This is a genomic window from Stenotrophomonas sp. TWI602 (assembly GCF_039674045.1).
In the GTDB taxonomy this organism is placed as follows: domain Bacteria; phylum Pseudomonadota; class Gammaproteobacteria; order Xanthomonadales; family Xanthomonadaceae; genus Stenotrophomonas.
On sequence record NZ_JBDJMT010000006.1, the window covers coordinates 25,390 to 45,752 of the forward strand.

The following is a 20,363-nucleotide window of genomic DNA, read 5'->3' on the forward strand; positions in this document are numbered from 1 at the left end:
TGAACCGTATCGAGAATGATTCAGGTTCGAAATTGACAACCATTCGCATTTCGATTGGAATAGCAGCAGGCCGATCCGGGCCTGCCTGCCGAGTCCGCACGTGTACGTCTGCATCTGCAACGGGGTTACCGACCATCAGATCCGCGAAGCCGCGCAGAGCGGTGTCGTGAGCGTGTCCGAGCTGACGATGCGCACCGGCTGCGGCGCGACCTGCGGCTCCTGCCTGGACATGGCGGCCGATCTGTTGGCCAAGTTCAGCGCTACCCACGACCTGCCACTGCCGGTATTGGGCCTGCAAGCCGCCTGAGATCGGCCGGCCCGGTTGCGGGCCGCAACTGAGCACGATTCGCGTTCCTTCATGCCTGCGCGCGACGCGGTACAGTGCCCGCGATTCCACGCAGCAGGAGCACGCTCATGAAGGGCGACGCCAAAGTCATCGAATTCCTCAACAAGGTCCTCTACAACGAGCTGACCGCGATCAACCAGTACTTCCTGCACGCCAAGATGCTGAAGAACTGGGGCCTGAAGGAGCTCGCCGATCACGAGTACAAGGAATCGATCGAAGAGATGAAGCATGCGGACATCCTGTCCGACCGCATCCTCTTCCTCGAAGGCCTGCCGAACTTCCAGGCACTGGGCAAGCTGCGCATCGGCGAGAACCCGGCCGAGATCCTGCAGTGCGACCTCAGCCTGGAACGCGATGGCGTGGTCACGCTGCGCGAAGCGGTGGCCTATGCCGATTCGATCGGTGACTACGTCAGCCGCCAGCTGTTCGTGAAAATCCTCGAGTCCGAGGAAGAGCATATCGACTGGCTGGAAACCCAGCTGGATCTGATCGAGCGCATCGGCGAACCGAACTACCTGCTGACCAAGATCGAAGACTGAGTCAGCCCTGCAACGGGGCGCGCAGGCGGGCGTGATAGCCGCCCAGCGCGATCCGTGCACGCGCGAACTCGGCGATCAACAGCGCCACCGCCACGGCGGGGCGCTCCAGCGTGCCGGCGCGGGCATCGTGCTCGATCCGCCAGGCCGCTGCCGACAGGGCCATCGCGCCCACATTCGCACTGGCGGATTTGAGGCTGTGGGCCAACGCGCGCAGCTGGTCCAGGTCCGCTGCGACCGAGGCGTCCTGCAGCTGGCGGATCAGCGGTGGCGTGTCATCCAGGAACACGCCGATGACCCGCGCGGTGTCCGCGCCGATCACTTCAAGCAGTTCATCGAGCACGTCCTGGTCGAGCACCGCGGCGGGTGTCTGGTCGCGTGCGGGCACCGCTGCGGTGGCTGCAAAGGGCCGGGTCGGCAGCAACGCCGGGTCGTCGGCCAGCACGCTTCCCCAGCGTGCCAGCACGGCCTGGAGTGTTTCGCGGTGGATCGGTTTGGACAGGTAATCGTCCATGCCGGCCTGCAGGCAGCGCTCGCGGTCGCCGGCCATCGCATTGGCGGTCATCGCCACGATCGGCAGCCGCGCCGCGCCTCGTGTGGCCTCGTGCGCGCGCCAGCGGCGGGTCGCGTCGTAGCCATCCAGCACCGGCATCTGGCAATCCATCAGCACCACATCGAACGGCCGGGCCTGCAGTGCCTCCAGTGCCTGCTCGCCCTGGGTGGCGGTCTCCACCTCGCAGCCCAGCACCTGCAGCAGCCGCTGCGCGACCAGCAGGTTGACGCTGTTGTCTTCCACCAGCAGCACGCGCAGCGGGAACTGCGGCAGTGCCGTGGGCGAGCCTGCGTATTCCACCTCGGCCAGCAGCGCAGCCGGGCGCGCACTGGGCACCACCGGGCGCAGCAGCGCGTGCAGTTCACTGTCAGCGCCCTGCCGCGACAGGGCGGGTCCCGGGCCAAGCGACTCGGGCGCGGGCGCCTCATCGCCGTACAGCCACAGCAGCTGCGCAGTGGGATGCCGTTCGTTCCCGGCCACCGCCTTCTGCAGTGCCTGGGTGCCATGGCGCAGGCCGTCGGTGTCGGCGATCACCCAGGTCAGGGCCGGGTCGATACCGGGGCGCTGTGGCGCGCGCAGGGCGTCGATCGCTTCGGCGCTGGTCTCCACCGTGTGCAGGCGCAGATCATGGTGCTGGGTCACCCGTTCGATACGCTGGGCGAGCACCGCATCGCGGGTGATCAGCAAGGCACGCCGCGTGTTGCCGACCGCTGGCAGATCGCCGATCACCTTGAGCAGGGGAATCTCGAACCAGAACGTAGCGCCGCGCCCCACGGTGGAGTGCACGCCGATCCGGCCCTGCATCAGGTCGATGATGCGCTTGCAGATGGCCAGGCCCAGCCCGGTGCCGCCGTACAGGCGCGTGGTGGACGCATCGGCCTGGCTGAAGGACTGGAACAGGCGCGCCTGCAGGGCGTCGTCGATGCCGATCCCGCTGTCGGCGATCTCGAACCGCAGCTGGTGCTGCGCGTTGGTCTCGCCCTGGCGCTGCACGCGCAGCCGGATCTGGCCACGCTCGGTGAACTTGATCGCATTGACCAGCAGGTTGCTCAGCACCTGGCGCAGGCGCACCGGGTCGCCACGGACGGACAGGCGTACCGCCGGGTCGAGTTCGAGCGAGAGCTGCAGGCCTTTCGGATCGGCGGCGCGCTGCATCAACTGCACCAGCCCTTCGAGCAGCTCGCGCAGGTTGAACGTGGTGATCTCCAGGTTCAGGCCCTTGGCCTCGAGCCGGGAGTAATCGAGGATGTCATCGACGATCCTCAGCAGCTGCTGTGAGCTGGTCGCCGCGGTCTGCAGCATCTGGCGCTGGTCACTGCCGAGCTGGCCGCGCGCGATCAGATCGAGCATCGGCAGGATGCCGTTGAGCGGCGTTCGGATCTCGTGGCTCATGGTGGCCAGGAACTCACCCTTGGCCAGCGCCGCGGCTTCGGCGGCCTGCTTGGCGCTGAGCAGTTCCTGTTCAAGCTGGTTCTGCTGCTGCCGGCGCTGCTGCAGCTGATCGCGCTCGAGCACCAGCGCCTCACTACGCCGCTGCAGCCGCTCCAGCTGGTCCTGCGCGTCACGCCAGCGGCGTACCGCCTGGATGCCGGCGATCAGTGCCACCACGCCGGTGCCGGCGGCAATGTCGATCCACGGCCCATTGGCACCGATGCGCGCCATCACCGCGGCAGTGGCACACAGGGCGGCCGCCGCAGCGCTGATCCACAGCGGGGCCGGGGTGGAGGAGGGGGCTGGCCGTCCGTGGCGTCCCATGCTCAGAGCACCGAGTTCTGGAAGTCGAAGTTCAGTTCGCTGCCGGCGGACTGGACCATGTTGCCCTGGATGAAATCCACTCCGCCGATCCACATCGCGGCCGCTGCCTGCGGGTCTTCAATCTGCTGGCCGATGATGCGCAGCCCGGCGCGGTGCGCCCGGTCGATCGCCGCGCGCAGTTCGTCGCGCGTCTGCTGGTTGGTGTGGCTGTTGGAGAAGCGCGCGGCCATGCGCACATAGGCCAACGGCAGCTGCGCCATCAAGGCATTGGCTTCATCGCCCGGCTCGAACTGGCTCAGGCAGAAACGCACGCCGGCTGCATGCATGCGCGTGCAGAACTGCTGCAGGGTGACGGTGTGGATCAAGGCATCGGGCAGGCGTACGTCGATGACCAATGCGCTGCCGTCGATCTGCCGGCTCGCCAGCGATTCCAGCAGCCAGTCACCGAAGGCATCGCGGGCCAGCGTGCGCAGCGACTGCGAGACGAACAGGTGCAGCGGCTGCGCGGCGTGGCGATACAGATCCAGCAGCCCAAGCGCATGGTCGAGCACCTGCTGGTCCAGATCGGCAATGCGCCCGGCTGCTTCGGCGGCCGGAATCACCTGGCCGGCGGCCAGCACGCTGCCATCGGCCTGGCGCAGCCGCAGCAGCATCTGGTATTGCGCGGTGTTGCCACCGGCCACGGCGACGATCGGCTGGTAGGCCAGTTCCAGCTGCCCGTCAAGCAACGCCAGGTGTTCCTGCGCGGCCACATCTTCGCGGCGCACGTACGCGGCCACGCCCGCGGTCAGCAGGCGGGCCTGCAAGGTGGTGCGTTCGACCGCTTCCAGTGCGCTGCCCGCATCGGAGAAGCCCGGCGAGAGCTGCGCATGACCGACCACGCCGCGCAGGTGCACGGATTCGTCATCGCGGATCACGAACGCGCGCGTGGACAACTGCTCGCGCAGGGTATGCGCCATTGCATCCAGCGTGGCCTCGTCGGCCCCGCGGGCCAGCACCAGGAAACTGTTGTCGTTCAGACGTGCCAGCAGGTAGGGCTGGGCGGCATCGGCCAGCCGTTGGCCCGCCTGGGTCATCAGCCGTTCGAACGCGGCATAGCCGTAGCGCTCGCGCAGCCCCAGCGCGCTGGCGATCTCGATGAAGAACAGGCCGCCGTGGTCGCGGTGCGCCAGCGAGGCGCCGAGCTGTTGCATCACATGATGGCGGGTCGGCAGGCCGGTCTCGGGGTTGTTCATCGCCGGTGCGCTGCCGTTGCCCGCCTGTGAGGCGGCCTGCGCACGGGCGCGGCGGATCCGGTTGGAGACGGCGGCGATCAGGTGGCGCGGGCGGATCGGCTTGCTGAGGAAATCATCGGCGCCGCTGTCGAGCACTTCGAACTGGCGCTCCGGATCCGGGTCGCCACTGAGGAACACGATGGGCAGCAGCTGCTGGCCGGGTTGCTGGCGGATCAGGGCGGTCAGCCGCATCCCATCCAGCCCGGGCAGATGCAGGTCCATCAGGATCAGGTCGGGGCGATGCTCGGCGATGGCCTGCTGCACCCCCTCGGCATCGCTGTGCACCAGCGCTTCCATGCCGGCGCCGTGCAGCACGCTCTGCGCGAACAGGGCCTGCGAGCGGTCGTCTTCGACGATCAGCACGCGGTACGGCGAGTCGATGCCGGGCGGCGGCAGGCTGCCGGTCTCGGTGTGCATCGGGGGGAGCAGGGGCGGCGGGCTGGCCGGCGCCGGCGTCAGCGCCACGACATTGCTGTGCACCACGGGCGCGGGTGAGGCCTGGCTTTGCCAGCGCTGCCAGTGGTCGGCCGGCGGCGTTTCAGCGCGCACGGCGCGGGCGGGTGCAACAACGTTGTCGTGAACGGCCATCAGTACTCCCAGTCTGCGCCGCAATTATGCGATGAACACCCGAAGGCAGGGCACGCCTCACCGTGGCAGGGTTCCCGGTTTGACCTGCGTCTGGCCACTGTCGGCCTGCCGCATCAACCAACGCATGCCCTTCCACAGCGTCCGCCAGATCATCCACACGATCAACGCGCCGATCAGGCTGCACGCCACCACCAGGATCAGCGCCAGCCAGGGGTGCGCCAGCGCGAGCGCGAGCCCGCCGACCACCACGGTGTCTTCGGCGGCGGAGGCGATCCAGTTGCTGGCCGGTTCGGGTGAGGTGTTGAGCAGGGCGCGGGTACCGGATTTGAGCCCGTGGCTGGCCAGCGCGACGCCGGCACCGGCCACCAGTGCGGTGCCGCTGAGCTCACCGCTGGGCGAGAGCGTGGCGGCGGCCAGGAACGCACCGGCCGGGACCCGGGCCAGGGTCTGGACCAGATCCCAGACCGAGTCGACCCCGGGGATCTTGTCGGCGAAGAATTCGGCGATGGCCAGCGCGGCCGAGGTGCCCAGCACCCACCAGGACTCCGTGGCCTGCAGCGCGGGCGGCAGGTCGACCCAGCCGAGCAGGCCGGCCAGGCCGACGCCGAACACGGTCAGGTACACGCGGATGCCGGCCAGCCAGGCCAGCAGGATGCCGATCACGAACAGGTGGGCTTCGGTCATGGCACGCGCTCCGGCTGCAGAATGTGCACAGGCGCACACTATCGGGGATGACGTCCATGAACGCCACTGCCCCGATCCCGGCCCTGCGCGGACAAGGTCTTTCCCCTGACTTACACTAGCCCGTCGTTCCAGACAGGGGCCGTTGCGACAGCGCCGGCAGGCGCGGTCGCCCAGGACTGCCATGAATAAACCCACACCTTCCCGCATCCAGATCCGCCGGCCGGGCGCGCCGCCCGTGCAGGACCGCAAGCGCCTGCTGGTGCTGGGCGGGGCCTGGCTGCTGTCGCTGATCCTCGCCGTGCTGCTTGGCGCCTGGCTGGGCTCGCCCGGCGGTGACGTCGGCACCCAGCTCAAGGCCGCCGAGACCCGCAATGAGCGCCTCCAGCAGCAGCTCATCGAACTGCAGCAGCGCCAGGCCACCCTGCAGGCGTCCGACCGCATCAGCCGCGCCGCCAACAACGAAGTCCAGACCTCGCTGGGCGAGCGCGACGAAGAAATCGCCGGCCTGCGCGCCGACGTGGCCTTCTATGAGCGCCTGGTCGGAGCGACCAGCCAGCGCAAGGGCCTGAACACCCATTCGGTGGAGTTCTCGCCGGAGACGGGCGGCACCTGGCAGTACGCCGTGGTGCTGACCCAGAACCTGAACCGCGGGGCGATCAGCCAGGGGCAGATGCGCTTCACGGTGGAAGGCGTCAAGGACGGCAAGCTGACCTCGGTCAGCTGGGACGAGCTGCACCAGCGCACCAAGGTGCCGGGCCAGGACTATTCCTTCCGGTACTTCCAGCAGCTCACCGGCAGCGTGATGCTGCCACCAGGCTTCACCCCGCAACGTGTGCGGGTCACGCTGGGATCGGGCGCGGGGGGCGCCACCCAGGTATTCGATTGGAAGCAGGCCGGAGCACCGGCGGCATCGGCAAAAGAAGGGGAGTAAGCCCATGTTTGGCAGCAACAAATCCAACCGCGACGGACATCTGGTCGTGGACGCGCTGATCGGCGCGCAGGTGGTGATCCGCGGGGACGTGGAATTCAGCGGTGGCCTGTACGTGGAAGGCACCATCCTGGGCAAGGTGATCGCCCAGGACGGCGCCAGCAACGCCACCCTGACGGTGGCCGAGCATGGCGCCATCGAGGGCGAGATCCGTGCCCAGGTGGTGGTCATCAGCGGCCGCCTGGACGGGGATGTGCACGCCACCGAGCGGGTCGAACTGACCCCCAGCGCCCGGGTGACGGGCAACATCCATTACCAGGTGGTGGAAATGCACGCCGGCGCCCAGCTGACCGGCCGCCTGATCCATAGCTCGGCGCAGATGGCCCTGCCGCCGCCGTCCGGGGATGCGGACCAGGGCAAGGGCAAGGACACCGCGGCCCGCAAGAAGCTGGCCGAGGCGATGGCCTGAATCGCGCCCGCGTGACAACTTGAAACCGTGCTCATGCACCCCCATGCTGGGGGCATGAGCACGCTTGTTTCCCTGCCCGGCGCTCCCGCCGCCGCGCCGAACTACCAGTCCCTGGACCGTCCGCTGAACTTCACCGAGGCCGCTGCGGCCAAGGTCAAGGAGCTGATCCAGGATGAGGGCAACGCTGCCCTCGCCCTGCGCGTCTACATCGAAGGCGGCGGTTGTTCCGGCTTCCAGTACGGCTTCGAGTTCGACGAGAACCGCGCCGAGGACGACCTGGCGGTGGATACCGCCGGCGTCACCCTGCTGGTCGATCCGCTGAGCCTGCAGTACCTGATGGGCGCTGAGGTGGATTACACCGAAAGCCTGACCGGCGCGCAGTTCGTGATCCGAAATCCGAACGCCAAGACCACCTGCGGCTGCGGCAGCAGTTTCAGCATGTGATGTGCGCGCAACCGGCCTGACGGTCGGTTGCCGCTTGCCAGTCCCGCCGAATGTGGGCAGGCTCTTGCGATGTCCAAATTCTCTTCGCAGCTTTCCGGTTTCGCCTTCGTCAGCGAGCCGCTGGAGCGCGCCGATACCCTGCGCGATGACGCCGATGCGTTGTTGCGCCTGTGGCCGGACGCGCGTGTATTGGTGCTCGACCAGGACGGCACGGCGCTGGCCGGCCACGATGGTCAGCCGCTGCCGCTGACCGGCGCGGATCTGGGCGGTGGCCCGGGCACCGCGATCTTCCTCGGCCTGCGCGGCGAGCAGGCGTGGTTCTCGATGGAGGCCGCCGGGCTGTCGGTGACGGCGCCGCAGCGGGTCGACCTGCGCCAGTCCGCCGCGACCTGGTCCATCGCCGATTCCACCGCCTTCTGTTACGCCCGGGGCATGTCCTACTGGCAGTCGCGCACCCGCTTCTGCGGGGTGTGCGGCGGCGCGGTGACCTTCAGCCGCGGTGGCTTCGTGGGCCGGTGTGGCCAGTGCGCCACCGAACACTACCCCCGGGTCGATCCGGCGGTGATCGTGGCCGTGGAGAACCAGGGCCGGCTGCTGCTCGGCCGCCAGGCGAACTGGGCCCCGCGCCGTTATTCGGTGTTGGCCGGCTTCGTCGAGCCGGGTGAGTCCTTGGAGCAGACCGTGGTCCGTGAGGTCTTCGAGGAGAGCCGGGTGCGCGTGCGCGAGTGCCGCTACCTGGGCACCCAGCCATGGCCGTTCCCCGGCGCACTGATGCTGGGCTTCGCCGCCACGGCCGAAGACGACGTGCCTACCGTGAACGGCGAGCTGGAAGATGCGCGCTGGTTTACCGCCGAGGAAGTGGGCGCAGCCCTGGCCCGGGATGTCGAGGATGACGGCGAAGGCATCCGCCTGTCGCCGCCGATCTCGATCTCGCGCAGCCTGATCGAGCACTGGTACCGCCAGCAGATCGCCTGACCGTCGCCTGCCGTTGCCGCAGGCTGAACACGCGGCGCGGTACATTACCAACGGCCCGGGGAATTGCCGGGCCGCAAGGCATAGTAGCGGCGCGTTCCACGTCCCGAGCCGGAGGCTTACATGTTCACCACCCTGGTCGCCGTGCTGGTTGCCTTGGCCCTGGGCCATGTCGCGCCGGGCGTGGCCGTCGCGCTGCGGCGTTTCGGCCTGTACCGGCGCTGGCTGCAGTGGCTGGACCGGCACGCCGCCGAAGACGGGGTCTGGCGCGGCCGCAAGGGCGCCTGGCTGGCGGTGCTGCCGTTCGTGGCAGTGCTGGGCCTGCTCCAGTGGCTGTTCGATGACCGCGTCTACGGCCTGCCGTCGCTGCTGCTGGGCGTGCTGGTGCTGGTGATGTGCTGGGGCCCGCGCGATCTGGACCGCGATGTCGAGGCGGTGATCGACGCCGATGACGCCCACGCCCGCCACCTGGCGATCGCGCAGCTGCAGTCCGCCGGTGGCAGCCTGCAGGAAGACGTCCCCTCGCTGGTCGAAGCCACCGTGCTCAACGCGCTGCGGCGCTGGTTCGCGGTGCTGTTCTGGTTCCTGCTGCTGGGCCCGGTCGGCGCGCTGCTGTATCGCCTGCTCGCCTTGCTGGGGGTTGGCCCGATGCGCTCGCTGGCCAGCGTGGAAGCGGTCGCCGGGGCGCGCGTGGTGCTGTCCTGGCTGGAGTGGCCGGTGGCGCAGCTGATGTCGCTGTCGATGGCGCTGGTCGGCAACTTCGATACCGCGTTCAAGGCCTGGCGCGAAGCGCACGGGAATCAGTGGTCGGCCTCGACACACTTTCTCGGTGCGGTCGCGCGGGCAAGCGTGAGCGCCGAGCTGCGTGAGGACGCGCACGATTACAGTGATGCGGGGATGGTGCCGGTGTGGCGTCGCCTGCCGGAGCTGCGCGATGCGATGAGCCTGGTGTGGCGCATGCTGCTGCTGTGGATGGCGGTGCTGGCGCTGCTGGTGATCGCCGGCTGGGTCACCTAGCCGTCCGGGTCAGCCCGGTGCCAACCAGGTAAACGGCACCCACGGCAGGTTGCGTGCGATCCAGTACGCGGGCAGCAGGATCAGCCAGAAAGCGGGCTTCATCAGCAGCGTGATCAACGGCTGCAGCGCGCGTGGCCGCCAGCCCAATGCCCAGCCGAGCACCAGCGGGGCGATGGCCAGCATCAGCATGGCCAGGGGATTCATCGAAAACGCGGTGGCCACATCGCCGTGGGCCAGCGCGTGCAGTGCACGCGTCAGCCCGCAGCCGATGCAGTAATACCCGGTGACCGCCAGAAAGCTGCACGGCGGGAACGGACTGCTGGCGCTGTTGGGGTCGTAGTGCCGCAGCACCCAGACCCCCGCACCGGCCGCCAGTGCGGCCGGTGGCAACAACGCCAGCAACCAGCGCTTGCCGTGCAGCGCGATCATCAGCTGTTGCTTTCGATCTGCTGCTGGAACTGCTGCATCTGCTCCATGTAACCGTCCACGCCCATGAAGGCCAGCGAGATCACGAACAGCACCACGCCGGCGATCAGGAAGCCGGTGGTGACCCATGCCCAGATCTTGGCGTTCTTGGAAGCACGACGCGCGCCTTCCAGGTCGCCCTGGTTGAGCAGGCCGTTGACCTTGCTGGCGAACACGATCGCGACCACACCGGTGACGATGCCCGGGAAGCTCAGGCACGACAGGCAGCACACGAAGAACGCCAGGATGGTGACGACGATCGACCAGATCAGGTGGTTCGGAATGCTGCCCGGGGCGGGCGGCAGGGGGGCGGTGGCATTCATCAGCGAAACTCCATTTGCTTGGGTGGGTGGGTGCGTACGAGGTGTCCCGGGCGGTAATCTAACCGATGTCCCTGTCTCTATGTATACGGTTACATGCAGGCACGGCGGGGCTCACGCCTGATCGCCCCGCAGCTGTCGCACCTGGCTTTCCAGCATCGGTGCGGTGGCAGCATCCCCCGCTATCGGCGCAGAGGCGACCACCTCCACATGCGCGCGGAAGCGGCGAGGCACACGCATGCGGCCCAGGCGCGTGTCGCGGCGGCTCCACATGCTCGACCACATCCCACGCAGCGCCATCGGCACCACCGGTACCGGGCGACGCTCCAGGATCTTCTCCACGCCCGATTTGAACGCGCCCATCTGCCCATCGCGGGTCAACGCGCCCTCGGGGAAGATGCAGACCAGCTCGCCCTCGGCCAGCGCCTTGTCCACCTCATCGAAGGCGGCCTGCATCAGCGCGGGATCTTCGCGTGCGCCGGCGATCGGGATCGCCTTGGCGGTGCGGAAGATCCAGCGCATCACCGGGATGTTGAAGATCTTGTAGTACATGACGAAGCGCACCGGCCGCGGGATCGTCGCCGACAGGATCAGCGCGTCCATGTAGCTGACGTGGTTGCACACGATCAGCGCCGCGCCCTCGTCCGGCACGTGGGTCTCGATCCCGTGCGGGCGCAGCCGGTACAGCGCACGCACCATCACCCAGCTGAGGAAGCGCATCAGGAATTCAGGCACGATCGTGAAGATGTAGATCGACACCACGGCGTTGGCGATCGCCAGCGCCAGGAACAGCTGCGGGATGGTCCAGTCCAGCACGCGCTGGGTCAGCAGGCCAAGACTCGCAGCGAGCACGATGAAGCCGGAGTTCTGGATGTTGAGCGCAGCGAACACGCGTGACATTTCCGACTTGGCCGTGCGGCTCTGGATCAGCGCGAACAACGGCACCACGAAGAAGCCGGTGAACAGGCCGATGCCGATCAGATCGATGATGATGCGCGCGCTGCCCGGCGCCTGCACGAACTGCCAGATCGACAGCCCGGCCACGGCAGCTTCGCCGACGCGGGCGAAGTACAGGTCGAGCATGAAGGCGGTCATGCCGAACGCCCCCAGCGGCACCAGCCCGATTTCCACGGTGCGCCCGGACAGCTTCTCGCACAGCAGCGAACCGGTGCCGGTGCCCAGCGAGAACAGGGCCAGCGCGAAGATGTAGAGCAGGGAGCCACCACCGAGGTTGACCTCGGCATAGGTCGGCAGCTGCGAGGTGAGCATGGTGCCGACGAACCAGAACCAGGACACGCCCAGGATCGCGTTGCGCACGGCTTTCTGCTTCTTGGCCATGCGCAGCACCGCGAGCGACTCGGGCAGCGGGTTCCAGTTGATCTTCAGGTCCGGCGCGCCCGCATCGACCTTGGGGATCATCCGTGCGGTCAGATTGCCCGCGACGGCGAGCACGATCACCGCGGTGGCCGCCACGATCGGCCCATGGCTCCCGGACAGGGCGAAGATCAGGCCGCCGGCGATCATGCCGGTCAGGATCGACAGCGAGGTGCCCATCTCGACCAGGCCGTTGCCGCCGGTCAGTTCCTCGGGCTTGAGGATCGAGGGCAGCACCGAGTACTTCACCGGCCCGAACAGCGTGGACTGCATGCCGGTGCAGAACAGTGCCACCAGCAGCACGGGCATGCTCTCGGTCAGGAAACCGAGTGCGGCCAGCGACATGATCGCGATTTCCATGGTCGTGGTGATCACGATCAGCCGGGATTTCTCCAGCTTCTCCGCGATCTGGCCGGCCAGTGCCGAGAACAGGAAGTACGGCAGGATGAAGATCGCCGGCGCCAGGTTGGTATACAGCGAGCGCTCTTCGATCGGCGTGCCGAGGAAGAACAGCAGCGCGATGATCGCCTGGCGGTAGACGTTGTCGTTGAACGCGCCCAGCGACTGGACGATGAAAAACGGCAGGAAACGGCGTTGCCTGAGCAGAGCGAACTGACTATGGCCGGACATGGAGACTCCTTGCGAACCGGCGCAGCCTAGCATTCTCCCTGTTGGCGCAGCATGGCAGCGCCGCGGAACGGTGCAGGCAGCCCCGTCTTGGGTAGCTCACGACCGTTGGTCGTGAGAACGTTCAATAGGTCGTGAGCCCTTCAACATCCGTATCGACCAACGGTCGATACCTACCGCAGCGTGCGCGCGGCCTCATTGGCGGCGCCCCGCAGCTTGGGCAGCAGGCGCAGCATCAGCCCCATCTGGGTGCGGATCAGCTGCAGCTTGGGGGGCATGTCGTCCGGGATCTGCTCCAGCTGCTCGGCCAGGGCCCGATCGCCCTCGTTGGCGTCTTCAGCCACCGGCTCGCGCCGCTGCAGCGCAGTGGCGATCTGCTGCATCGCCTGTTCGACGCGTTCCCCACCGGACAGCGCCAGTGGATCCTGGCCGTAGCTGTCCAGCTGGGTGCGGTGGGCGCCCAGTGCGGAGAGATGGCCGAGCAGGGTGTTGGACAGCGCCAGGAAGCGGAAGCCGGCATCCAGGTTGCGGCGCACGTGGCCGGGCTCGCGCAGCATGTTCGACAGTGCCGTGGACAGCGCCGCATCGGCGTTGTGCATGTCCCGGCGTGCGATGCGATAGGCCAGATCGTCCTGCATCCCGCTGCCGTACTGGCCCAGTACGGCGTGCAGGTACTTGGCGCAGTTGTCGAGCACACGGGCCATCACCAGGTTCAGGCGCCGGCCCTGCCAGTCGGGCAGGATCAGGAAGGCGGCCGCCGCGGCGATCGCGCAGCCCAGCAGGGTATCCACCAGGCGCGGCCAGATCAGCAGGAAGCCATCGCCGATCAGGTTGAAGCAGGTCAGTGCCATCACCGTGATCGCCGCCGAGGCCACCAGGTAGCGATCGCTGCGGGTGAAGAAGAACAGCAGCGCCGAGAGCAGGGCGATCAGCAGTTCGATGCGCAGGTCCTGGAACAGCTGCATCAGCGCCCAGGTCAGCACCAGGCCGATCAGCGTGCCGGCGATCCGTTGTGCCAGCCGCTGGCGGGTCGCGCCGAAGTGCGGGCGGCACACGAACACGATGGTGAGCAGCACCCACGAGCCGTTCTGTGCGTTGAACAGCCGGATCGCGGCGAACCCGGCGATCAGCGCCAGCGCCATGCGCAGGCCGTGCCGGAACAGCACCGAGCCGGGGGTGAGCTGCTGGCGGATGCGCACACCCATCTCGCGCAGGGTATGCGGGTTGGTATCGCGCAGGCGGGTATCGACGTTGTCCAGGGTGGACTCGGACTTCTCGGCCTCGGACAGGCGCCGCTCGATGCTCTGCAGGTTGTGGCCGAGCAGTTCCAGCGAGGCCAGCAGGCGCTGCCACTGCGGGTTGTGCTGGGCACGCAGCCAGGTGATCGAATCGGTCAGGTCGGCCGTGGCCTGCTTGGTGCGCTCGCCGTACTGGAACGGCTGGCGCAGGCGGATCGCCTGGCCGAGGTTGGCGCAGGCCTCACCCTGCAGCGCGAGCAGGCGCTGGCAGCGGTACAGCACGTCGCTGTGGAAGAACGCCTCGGTGAGTGCGCCGTAGGGGTAGTGCGAGGAGCTGGCACGCTCATGGAAGTCCTGCGCCATGTAGTAAAGGCGCAGGTACAGGCCGGACTGCACGCCGGGGCGACCGGAGCGGCCAAACCGGGCCAGGATCGCGGTCTTGGCGATGTTCAGCGCTTCGACCACGCGCCGGTTCTGCTCGGCCAGGGCCAGCTGGCGCTTCTGCACGTCGGCATCGCGCACCGGTTCGAACAGATCGGCCTTGAGCTGCAGGTAGCGGCCCAGTTCCAGGTACAGGCGCGCGACCCGCTCGCGCACGGGCCGGTTGGCGAACAGGGCGGTCCACAGGATCGAGAGCAGCGCGTACCAGACCGCACCGGCCAGCAGATGGCTGACCGCGTTGATCGCCTGGGACAGATCGGCCGCGCCGTGCTGCTCCAGCCCGATCATGGTGTAGATGGCCAGCGTCACCGTGGCCTGCGCGATGGAGGCATAGCGCTCGCCGAGCGCGCCGAGCAGGGTCAGCCCGAACGTCGCTGCGGCCAGCGCGGTGATGAACCACCACGGATGCGGGAACAGCACCACGACCGCGGCGGCGGCGGCCACGAAGCACAGCAGTGACAGGGCGACCGATTTGATCCGGCCCCACCAGTTGTCGTCGGTCTCGGCGATCGCGCTGGCGATGATGCCCAGGAATACGCCCGGCAGCGCAGGCAGCTGGTCGAGATACCAGCACAGCCCCATCGCCGCGGACAACGCGATGAACACCCGCAGGCCATAGCTGGCCTTCTCATGCGCCCACAGGCGGCTGACGCGGGTTTCGAACGAAGGCATGGCGACTCGGCGGAAGGCAGGCGGCCATTATTGCCGGAGCGGGGTGAAGGGGACACCTTTACGTGGGTTGGAATGGCGCTGGTAGTGCCTGCCGCTGGCCGGCTCCCGACAAAGCCGAGGAGCCGGCCACCGGCCGGCACGACCAGCATGCATCCGGCTTACATATCGAACCGCACGCTTACCGCGAAGGTGCGCGGCAGGCCGACGCCTGCGTTGGACCAGTACTTCTTGTTGGCCAGGTTCTCCACGCCGGCGCGCCAGGTGACGGGGTGGCCGGCAGCCTGCATGCGGTAGCCGACGCCCGCGTTGACCAGGGTGTAGTCGGGCAGCTTGAGCGTGTTGTCGGCGTCGTAGTAGACGTCACCGTAGTAGCGGGCCAGTGCGTACACGCTCAGGCCCTCGATCTGCGGGATGCTGTAGTCGGCGTGCAGCACGCCCTGCCAGCGGGCGGCGCCGGCGGTGCGGTTGCCTTCCTGGCTGGCGCTGCCCGGGGAGAGTTTGTCGTAGGTCGGGTCCAGCCAGGTCACGCCGCCACCGAGGGTGAAGGCATCGGTCAGGCGCACATCGCCACTGACTTCCACGCCTTCGTACAGGGTGATGCCGTCCTGCACCAGCAGCTTGCCGGCGGACGTAATCAGGTCGATGTTCGCGCCACGCTCCAATCGGAAGGCGGCCGCATTGGCGCTCCAGCGCGGGTACTCGATCTTGGCGCCGATCTCGACCTGCGTGCTGATGGTGGGGTCGAGCACGTCGCCGGCATTGATGTAATCGCTGCCCACGCGGCTGCCGGCTTCCAGCGATTCGACGTAGCTGGCATACAGCGTCACGGCATCGGCCGGCTTGTACATCAGGGCGTAGGTCGGGGTGACCGGATAGGTGTGGTACGCGCCCTTGTTTTCGAAGTCGTTGTAGCGCGCGCCGGCCAGCAGCGACCAGCCATCGGCGAAGCTGACGGTGTCGCTCACGAATACCGCCTGCTGCACGGTCTCGCTGCCGCGGCTGAGCACGCGCGAGCCGACCGCATCATGGCGCAGCGTCGGACGCTGATAGATGTTGCCGCGGCCGAGGGTGTTCCATTCGTACGGACGGTCCCAGCCCAGGCCGGTCTGGTGGGAGACGCCGGCAACGACCTGGTGCGACAGCGGGCCGGTCTGGAAGCGACCCTGCACGATGGCCTGGGCCAGCTTCCACTCGCTCTTGCCGCCGAGCTCGTAGGTGTTGATGTCGTAGTCGCCGTTGACGTCATCGATGTAGGCGAAGATCTTGTTGACGTCGTTCCAGGAGGTGGTCACGCCATAGCTCAGGCTGGCTTTCCAGTCGCTGTTGATCTGCCAGTTCAACGCGGTGGAGAGCAGGCTGGAGCGGGTGTCGTAGTAGCTGCCGTCGATGCTGTTGTCGATGTCGCCGGCCAGCGGGCGCGGCAGCTCGGTCAGGCCGATGAAGTAGTACTGCGGGGATTCGTTGCTGAGATCGCGTGACTGGAACACGCCGTCGAAGGTCCAGGTGAGGCGATCGCTCAGGCGTGCATCCAGCGACAGCGCGCCGACCTTGCGGTTCACCTCGCCGCCGTTGAAGGTCTCGCCCTTCTCCTGGTACGCATTGAAGCGGTAGCCGAACATGTCTTCGTTGCCGAAGCGCCCGCCCACATCGACCTGGCCGCTGACGATGCCCGCCTCGCGCCAGCCGAGCTGCGCCGACAGCGTGGTGACCTCGGTCGGCTTCCTGGTCACGTAGTTGACGATGCCGCCGGGCTGGCCGAAGCCATACATGAAGCCACCGGGACCCTTCAGCAGTTCCACCTGCTCCATCACTTCCAGCGGCCACTCGGTGCCCCACGAAGAAACCTGCAGGCCGTTGACGCGGTAGCTGTCGTAGCTGAGGTCGATACCGCGGTTGCGGATCGGCGAGCTCCAGCCGCTGGCGTAGGCGCTGACCTGGGTGACCACGGACGGATCGGTGAGGAAGGCCTCGCCAAGCGAGACCACCTGGCGCTTCTCGATGTCCTCGCGGCCCACCACCGAGATCGCGAAGGGGGTATCGCGCACGGCACGGTCGCCCAGCGCGCCGGTGTCGGTATGGGTGCGTTCGGCGATGACCTTGATCGCATCCAGGTCGGTGGCCGAGCGCGCCCGGACGCCGCCATCCGGGGCGGACTGGGCGTGGGCGGTGCAGGCCGCGGCCAGGGAAAGGGCGAGCAGGGCCGGGCGCAGGGCACGGCGGCCCGGCACCACGGCCGGGAGCGAAGACACAGACTGGCGCATGTTGTGGGGGTCCTCCGCGGGCGGCAGCACACCGTCCGCGATCAGAAGAAGGCGGAAAAGAGGGGGTGGCTGAGTCGTCAGGCGTGCCGCGTCAGCGGCAGCGGGGCATCGCGGGGGGCAGTGCAGGACCGTGGCTGATGCGAATTGTTCTCTTTTGGGCCGGAAGCGTCAATCCGGCGGCGTGCCGACCCACGGTCGGCACCTGGCTGCATGAACCACGTTCAGTGCAGCCGTGCCGCCGTCACCGTGCGGCCGCGGCGCGCTTCAACGCACGCTTTTCACGACGGCGGGCCCGCCGGGCCGCCCAGCGCTCGCGCAGGCACGAGAAGATCACGTACAGCGCCGGGGTGCTGAGCAGGGTCAGGCTCTGCGAGAACAGCAGGCCGCCGATCATCGCGATGCCCAGCGGGCGGCGCAGTTCGGAACCTTCGCCCAGCCCGATCGCCAGGGGCACCGCGGCCAGGATCGCCACCATGCTGGTCATCATGATCGGACGGAAACGCACGATGCTGGCTTCGCGTGCGGCTTCCAGCGGTGTCTTCCCATGCTCGCGCTGCGCTACCACCGCGAAGTCGATCATCATGATCGCGTTCTTCTTGACGATGCCGATCAGCAGCACCAGCGCGATCATCGAAATCACCGACAGCTCGGTGTTGGTGCCATACAGCGCCAGCAGCGCGCCCACGCCCGCCGCCGGCAGCGTGGACAGGATGGTGACCGGGTGGATCAGGCTTTCATACAGCATGCCCAGCACCAGGTAGACGGTGATGATCGCCGCCATCACCAGGATCAGCATCGCCATCGGGTCCGAATCGAACCCGAACCCGGCGTCCTCGGCCAGGCGGATGTCGCCGGGCATGCGCATGCCATTGACCGTGCTGTCGATGATGGCCTTGGCCTCGCCCATGCTGGTGCCGGGGGCGAGGTTGTAGCTCAGGTCCATCGTCGTGTACTGGTTTTCGTGGGTGATCTGCGAGGGCGCCAACCCCGGCACCTGCTCGGCGACCGCCGTGATCGGCACCATCTCGCCATTGCCGGCCCGCACGTAGATCTGGTCCAGCGCACCCGGTGTCGCGGTCTGCTCGGGCAGGGCGTTGACCACCACGCTGTACTGGTTGATGTCCGAGTAGATCGTGGAGATCTGGCGCTGGCCGAAGGCGCCGTACAGCGCGCCGTCGATGGCACCGACCGACACCCCCAGGCGCGCGGCCTTGGCGCGGTCGATCACGATGTTCTGGCGCAGGCCGGCGCTGTCCACGTCGGTGCCGACGTCGGCCAGCTTCGGGTTCTTCTTCAGCGCGGCCTGCAGTTTGGGCAGCCACTCCTGCAGCTGGGCCAGGTCGTTGCCCTGCAGCGAGACGCGGTACTGCGCGCCCTGGCTTGCCCCCCCGCCGTCATTGCTGGGCAGATCCTGGATCGCGCGCAGGCGCAGCTGCAGGTCGGGATAGCGGTCGGCCTTGGCGCTCAGGCGCGCCAGGGCCTGCGCGGTGGTTTCGCGGCGGCCGTCCTTGCGTGATTTCAGTTCAACGTTGAACTGCGCGCTGGAGCCCTGCCGGCCACTGCCCAGGCGCACGCCCACGGTCTTCACCGCCGGGTCGGCCATCAGCATGTCGGTGATGCGCCGCTGGCGGTTGACCATGTCGTCGAAGGAGACCGTGGCGCTGGAGTTCGCGCGGCCCCAGATCAGGCCGGTGTCCTGGGGCGGGAACGCGCCCTTCTTCACCGCACCGAACAGGAACACCGTCGCGCCGATCAGCAGCAGCGGGGTCAGCGACAGCAGCAGTGCATGACGCAGCGAGAAGTCGAGCAGCGTCACGTAGATCCGCAGCATGCGGTCGTGGCCGGCGTCGAGCAGGCGGCCGAAGCGGCTGGGTGCACCGGCGTCGGCATGCGCGCTCAGGAAGCGGCTGCACAGCGCCGGGGTGAGGGTCAGCGAGATGATCATCGACACCACGATCGCCGCCACCAGGGTGACGGTGAACTCGCGGAAGAACGCGCCCATCATGCCCTTGGCGAACAGCAGCGGGATGAACACCGCCACCAGCGAGGCGGTGATCGAGACGATGGTGAAGCCGATCTCGCGCGCACCGGTGAGGGCCGCCTGCATGCGCGTCATGCCCTCGTCGAGGTGGCGCATGATGTTCTCGATCACCACGATCGCATCGTCGACCACGAAGCCGATCGCGATCACCAGCGCCAGCAGGCTCAGGTTGTTCAAGGTGAAGCCCAGCACGTACATCACCAGCGCCGCACCGGCCAGCGACAGCGGCACGGTCACCGCCGCGATCAGGGTCGGGGCGAGCCGGCGCAGGAACAGCGCCATGGTCAGCACCACCATCGCCAGCGCGATCAGCAGGGTGATCTGCACTTCATGCAGCGAGGAGCGGATGGTCGGGGTGCGGTCGAAATAGGGGGTGAGCGTGGTGCCCGGTTCCAGGTAGTCGCGCAGGGTGGGAATCTGCGCCTTTACCCGGTCCACGGTTTCCACGATGTTGGCGCCGGCGCGGGTGAACACGTACATCACCACCGCCGGTTTGTGGTTGAACCACGCGGCCTGGTAGGCATCCTGCTGCCCGTCGTAGACGTTGGCGATGTCCTGCAGGCGGATCACGCGGCCGTTGTCGGCGGTCTTGATGACGAGCTGGGCGAAGTCGGCTGCGCGCGCCACCGAGTCGTTGGCGATGATCGCGGTGGTGGTGTTGCCATCGGTGAGGAAGCCGGTCGGCGAGGTCACGTTGGCGGCGCGCACGGCATTGCGCAGGTCATCGGCGGTCAGACCGAGGGCGTTCATCAGGCGCAGGTTGACGTCCACGCGCACGGCCGGCGTCGAAGCACCGGCAATATCCACCGAGGACACGCCGGTGATCTGGCGCAGGCGCTGGGCCAGCAGCGAGTCGGCGACGTTGTAGAGGTCGTCGGCCGACTGCGTTTCCGAGGTCAGCGCGATCGCGATGACCGGGTCATCGTTCGGGTTCGCCTTCTGGAACATCGGCGTGCCCAGCCCGGCGGGCAGGTCGGCCTGGGCCGAGTTGATCGCGGTCTGTACGTCCAGTGCGGCCGAATCGATGTCGCGGTCGCTCTGGAAGATCATGAAGACCAGCGAACTTCCCTCGGAGCTGGACGAACGCATGCGGTCGATGCCCGGCAGCTGGCCGAGGTGGCGTTCCAGCGGCGCGGTCACCGTGGAGGCCATGGTCGTGGCATCCGCGCCGGCCTGGTTGGCGTGCACGAAGATCACCGGGATCTGGATGTTCGGCAGTGCCGACACGCCCAGCTGCAGGTAGCAGATCACGCCGACCACGAACAGGCCGATGGCCAGCAGGGCAGTGCCGATCGGGCGGCGGATGAACGGACCGGAGATGTTCATCGAACGCCTCCGCAACGGCCTGCGGTGCTCAT

At 67.8% G+C, this 20,363-nt stretch carries 16 protein-coding genes; 7 read left to right on the forward strand and 9 right to left on the reverse strand.

All coding sequences use genetic code 11. From position 1 onward, the window contains the following. The first annotated feature begins 100 nt into the window (after positions 1 to 100). Positions 101 to 307 (forward strand): (2Fe-2S)-binding protein, encoded by a 207-nt coding sequence (locus tag ABE483_RS08410; RefSeq protein ID WP_088433582.1) that lies wholly within the window; start codon positions 101 to 103, stop codon positions 305 to 307. A 107-nt stretch (positions 308 to 414) separates the two neighbouring features. Further along, positions 415 to 885, forward strand: coding sequence for a bacterioferritin (bfr, locus tag ABE483_RS08415; protein WP_019185321.1), 471 nt, complete (start codon positions 415 to 417; stop codon positions 883 to 885). Position 886: 1 nt separating this feature from the next. On the opposite strand, the gene ABE483_RS08420 is transcribed toward bfr, so the two are convergent. Genes ABE483_RS08420 through ABE483_RS08430 form a run of 3 tightly spaced genes read right to left on the reverse strand, consistent with a single transcriptional unit; the run spans position 887 to position 5,736 of the window. Next, the gene (locus ABE483_RS08420; RefSeq protein ID WP_313211068.1) at positions 887 to 3,190 is read right to left on the reverse strand and encodes an ATP-binding protein; all 2,304 of its coding nucleotides are present in this window, start codon (positions 3,188 to 3,190) and stop codon (positions 887 to 889) included. Positions 3,191 to 3,192: 2 nt separating this feature from the next. Beyond that, positions 3,193 to 5,052, reverse strand: coding sequence for an EAL domain-containing protein (locus ABE483_RS08425; protein ID WP_313219440.1), 1,860 nt, complete (start codon positions 5,050 to 5,052; stop codon positions 3,193 to 3,195). A 57-nt stretch (positions 5,053 to 5,109) separates the two neighbouring features. After that, the gene (locus tag ABE483_RS08430) at positions 5,110 to 5,736 is read right to left on the reverse strand and encodes a DUF4126 domain-containing protein (protein WP_088433585.1); all 627 of its coding nucleotides are present in this window, start codon (positions 5,734 to 5,736) and stop codon (positions 5,110 to 5,112) included. Between the two features lie 181 nt (positions 5,737 to 5,917). Here ABE483_RS08430 and ABE483_RS08435 point away from each other — a divergent pair, with 181 nt between their 5' ends. The 5 genes from ABE483_RS08435 (at position 5,918) to ampE (ending at position 9,566) form a co-directional block, all read left to right on the forward strand. Further along, positions 5,918 to 6,667, forward strand: a complete 750-nt coding sequence (locus tag ABE483_RS08435) for a DUF6776 family protein (protein ID WP_121040594.1) — start codon at positions 5,918 to 5,920, stop codon at positions 6,665 to 6,667. A 4-nt stretch (positions 6,668 to 6,671) separates the two neighbouring features. Further along, entirely contained in the window at positions 6,672 to 7,133 is a 462-nt protein-coding gene (locus ABE483_RS08440; RefSeq protein WP_313211070.1) for a polymer-forming cytoskeletal protein, read from the forward strand. A gap of 54 nt (positions 7,134 to 7,187) precedes the next feature. Next, positions 7,188 to 7,577 (forward strand): iron-sulfur cluster insertion protein ErpA, encoded by a 390-nt coding sequence (gene erpA / locus ABE483_RS08445; protein ID WP_019185327.1) that lies wholly within the window; start codon positions 7,188 to 7,190, stop codon positions 7,575 to 7,577. 69 nt (positions 7,578 to 7,646) lie between these two features. Next, positions 7,647 to 8,552, forward strand: coding sequence for an NAD(+) diphosphatase (nudC, locus tag ABE483_RS08450; protein ID WP_152150924.1), 906 nt, complete (start codon positions 7,647 to 7,649; stop codon positions 8,550 to 8,552). 120 nt (positions 8,553 to 8,672) lie between these two features. Further along, the gene (gene ampE, locus ABE483_RS08455; RefSeq protein WP_313211071.1) at positions 8,673 to 9,566 is read left to right on the forward strand and encodes a regulatory signaling modulator protein AmpE; all 894 of its coding nucleotides are present in this window, start codon (positions 8,673 to 8,675) and stop codon (positions 9,564 to 9,566) included. A 9-nt stretch (positions 9,567 to 9,575) separates the two neighbouring features. Here the strand turns inward: ampE and ABE483_RS08460 are convergent, their stop codons facing one another. The 6 genes from ABE483_RS08460 to ABE483_RS08485 all read right to left on the reverse strand — a co-directional run bounded on the left by ABE483_RS08460 (position 9,576) and on the right by ABE483_RS08485 (position 20,331). Beyond that, positions 9,576 to 9,995 (reverse strand): DUF2752 domain-containing protein, encoded by a 420-nt coding sequence (locus ABE483_RS08460; protein ID WP_313211072.1) that lies wholly within the window; start codon positions 9,993 to 9,995, stop codon positions 9,576 to 9,578. After that, positions 9,995 to 10,354: a CD225/dispanin family protein gene (locus tag ABE483_RS08465; protein ID WP_123729974.1), complete on the reverse strand. Its 360-nt coding sequence runs from the start codon at positions 10,352 to 10,354 to the stop codon at positions 9,995 to 9,997. The genes ABE483_RS08460 and ABE483_RS08465 overlap by 1 nt, the downstream gene beginning before the upstream one ends. A gap of 111 nt (positions 10,355 to 10,465) precedes the next feature. Continuing rightward, positions 10,466 to 12,355 carry an MFS transporter gene (locus ABE483_RS08470; protein WP_346481499.1) on the reverse strand — a complete coding sequence of 630 codons (1,890 nt, stop codon included), beginning with the start codon at positions 12,353 to 12,355 and terminating at the stop codon, positions 10,466 to 10,468. Between the two features lie 170 nt (positions 12,356 to 12,525). Continuing rightward, positions 12,526 to 14,703: a YccS family putative transporter gene (gene yccS, locus ABE483_RS08475; RefSeq protein ID WP_346481500.1), complete on the reverse strand. Its 2,178-nt coding sequence runs from the start codon at positions 14,701 to 14,703 to the stop codon at positions 12,526 to 12,528. 158 nt (positions 14,704 to 14,861) lie between these two features. Then, on the reverse strand, positions 14,862 to 16,964 hold the full coding sequence (locus tag ABE483_RS08480; protein ID WP_346481501.1) for a TonB-dependent receptor: 2,103 nt from the start codon (positions 16,962 to 16,964) through the stop codon (positions 14,862 to 14,864). A gap of 241 nt (positions 16,965 to 17,205) precedes the next feature. Further along, complete coding sequence (locus ABE483_RS08485) at positions 17,206 to 20,331, reverse strand: efflux RND transporter permease subunit (protein WP_313211076.1); 3,126 nt, start codon at positions 20,329 to 20,331, stop codon at positions 17,206 to 17,208. Positions 20,332 to 20,363 lie beyond the last annotated feature (32 nt).

What these genes read in the sequence shown, in the direction of transcription:
- ampE (WP_313211071.1), top strand. Translation starts at nt 8,673, where the DNA reads ATGTTCACCACCCTGGTCGCCGTGCTGGTTGCCTTGGCCCTGGGCCAT.
- ABE483_RS08430 (WP_088433585.1), bottom strand. Translation starts at nt 5,736, where the DNA reads ATGACCGAAGCCCACCTGTTCGTGATCGGCATCCTGCTGGCCTGGCTG.
- ABE483_RS08470 (WP_346481499.1), bottom strand. Translation starts at nt 12,355, where the DNA reads ATGTCCGGCCATAGTCAGTTCGCTCTGCTCAGGCAACGCCGTTTCCTG.
- ABE483_RS08425 (WP_313219440.1), bottom strand. Translation starts at nt 5,052, where the DNA reads ATGGCCGTTCACGACAACGTTGTTGCACCCGCCCGCGCCGTGCGCGCT.
- ABE483_RS08465 (WP_123729974.1), bottom strand. Translation starts at nt 10,354, where the DNA reads ATGAATGCCACCGCCCCCCTGCCGCCCGCCCCGGGCAGCATTCCGAAC.
- ABE483_RS08435 (WP_121040594.1), top strand. Translation starts at nt 5,918, where the DNA reads ATGAATAAACCCACACCTTCCCGCATCCAGATCCGCCGGCCGGGCGCG.
- ABE483_RS08440 (WP_313211070.1), top strand. Translation starts at nt 6,672, where the DNA reads ATGTTTGGCAGCAACAAATCCAACCGCGACGGACATCTGGTCGTGGAC.
- yccS (WP_346481500.1), bottom strand. Translation starts at nt 14,703, where the DNA reads ATGCCTTCGTTCGAAACCCGCGTCAGCCGCCTGTGGGCGCATGAGAAG.
- nudC (WP_152150924.1), top strand. Translation starts at nt 7,647, where the DNA reads ATGTCCAAATTCTCTTCGCAGCTTTCCGGTTTCGCCTTCGTCAGCGAG.
- ABE483_RS08480 (WP_346481501.1), bottom strand. Translation starts at nt 16,964, where the DNA reads ATGCGCCAGTCTGTGTCTTCGCTCCCGGCCGTGGTGCCGGGCCGCCGT.
- bfr (WP_019185321.1), top strand. Translation starts at nt 415, where the DNA reads ATGAAGGGCGACGCCAAAGTCATCGAATTCCTCAACAAGGTCCTCTAC.
- erpA (WP_019185327.1), top strand. Translation starts at nt 7,188, where the DNA reads ATGAGCACGCTTGTTTCCCTGCCCGGCGCTCCCGCCGCCGCGCCGAAC.
- ABE483_RS08485 (WP_313211076.1), bottom strand. Translation starts at nt 20,331, where the DNA reads ATGAACATCTCCGGTCCGTTCATCCGCCGCCCGATCGGCACTGCCCTG.
- ABE483_RS08460 (WP_313211072.1), bottom strand. Translation starts at nt 9,995, where the DNA reads ATGATCGCGCTGCACGGCAAGCGCTGGTTGCTGGCGTTGTTGCCACCG.
- ABE483_RS08420 (WP_313211068.1), bottom strand. Translation starts at nt 3,190, where the DNA reads ATGGGACGCCACGGACGGCCAGCCCCCTCCTCCACCCCGGCCCCGCTG.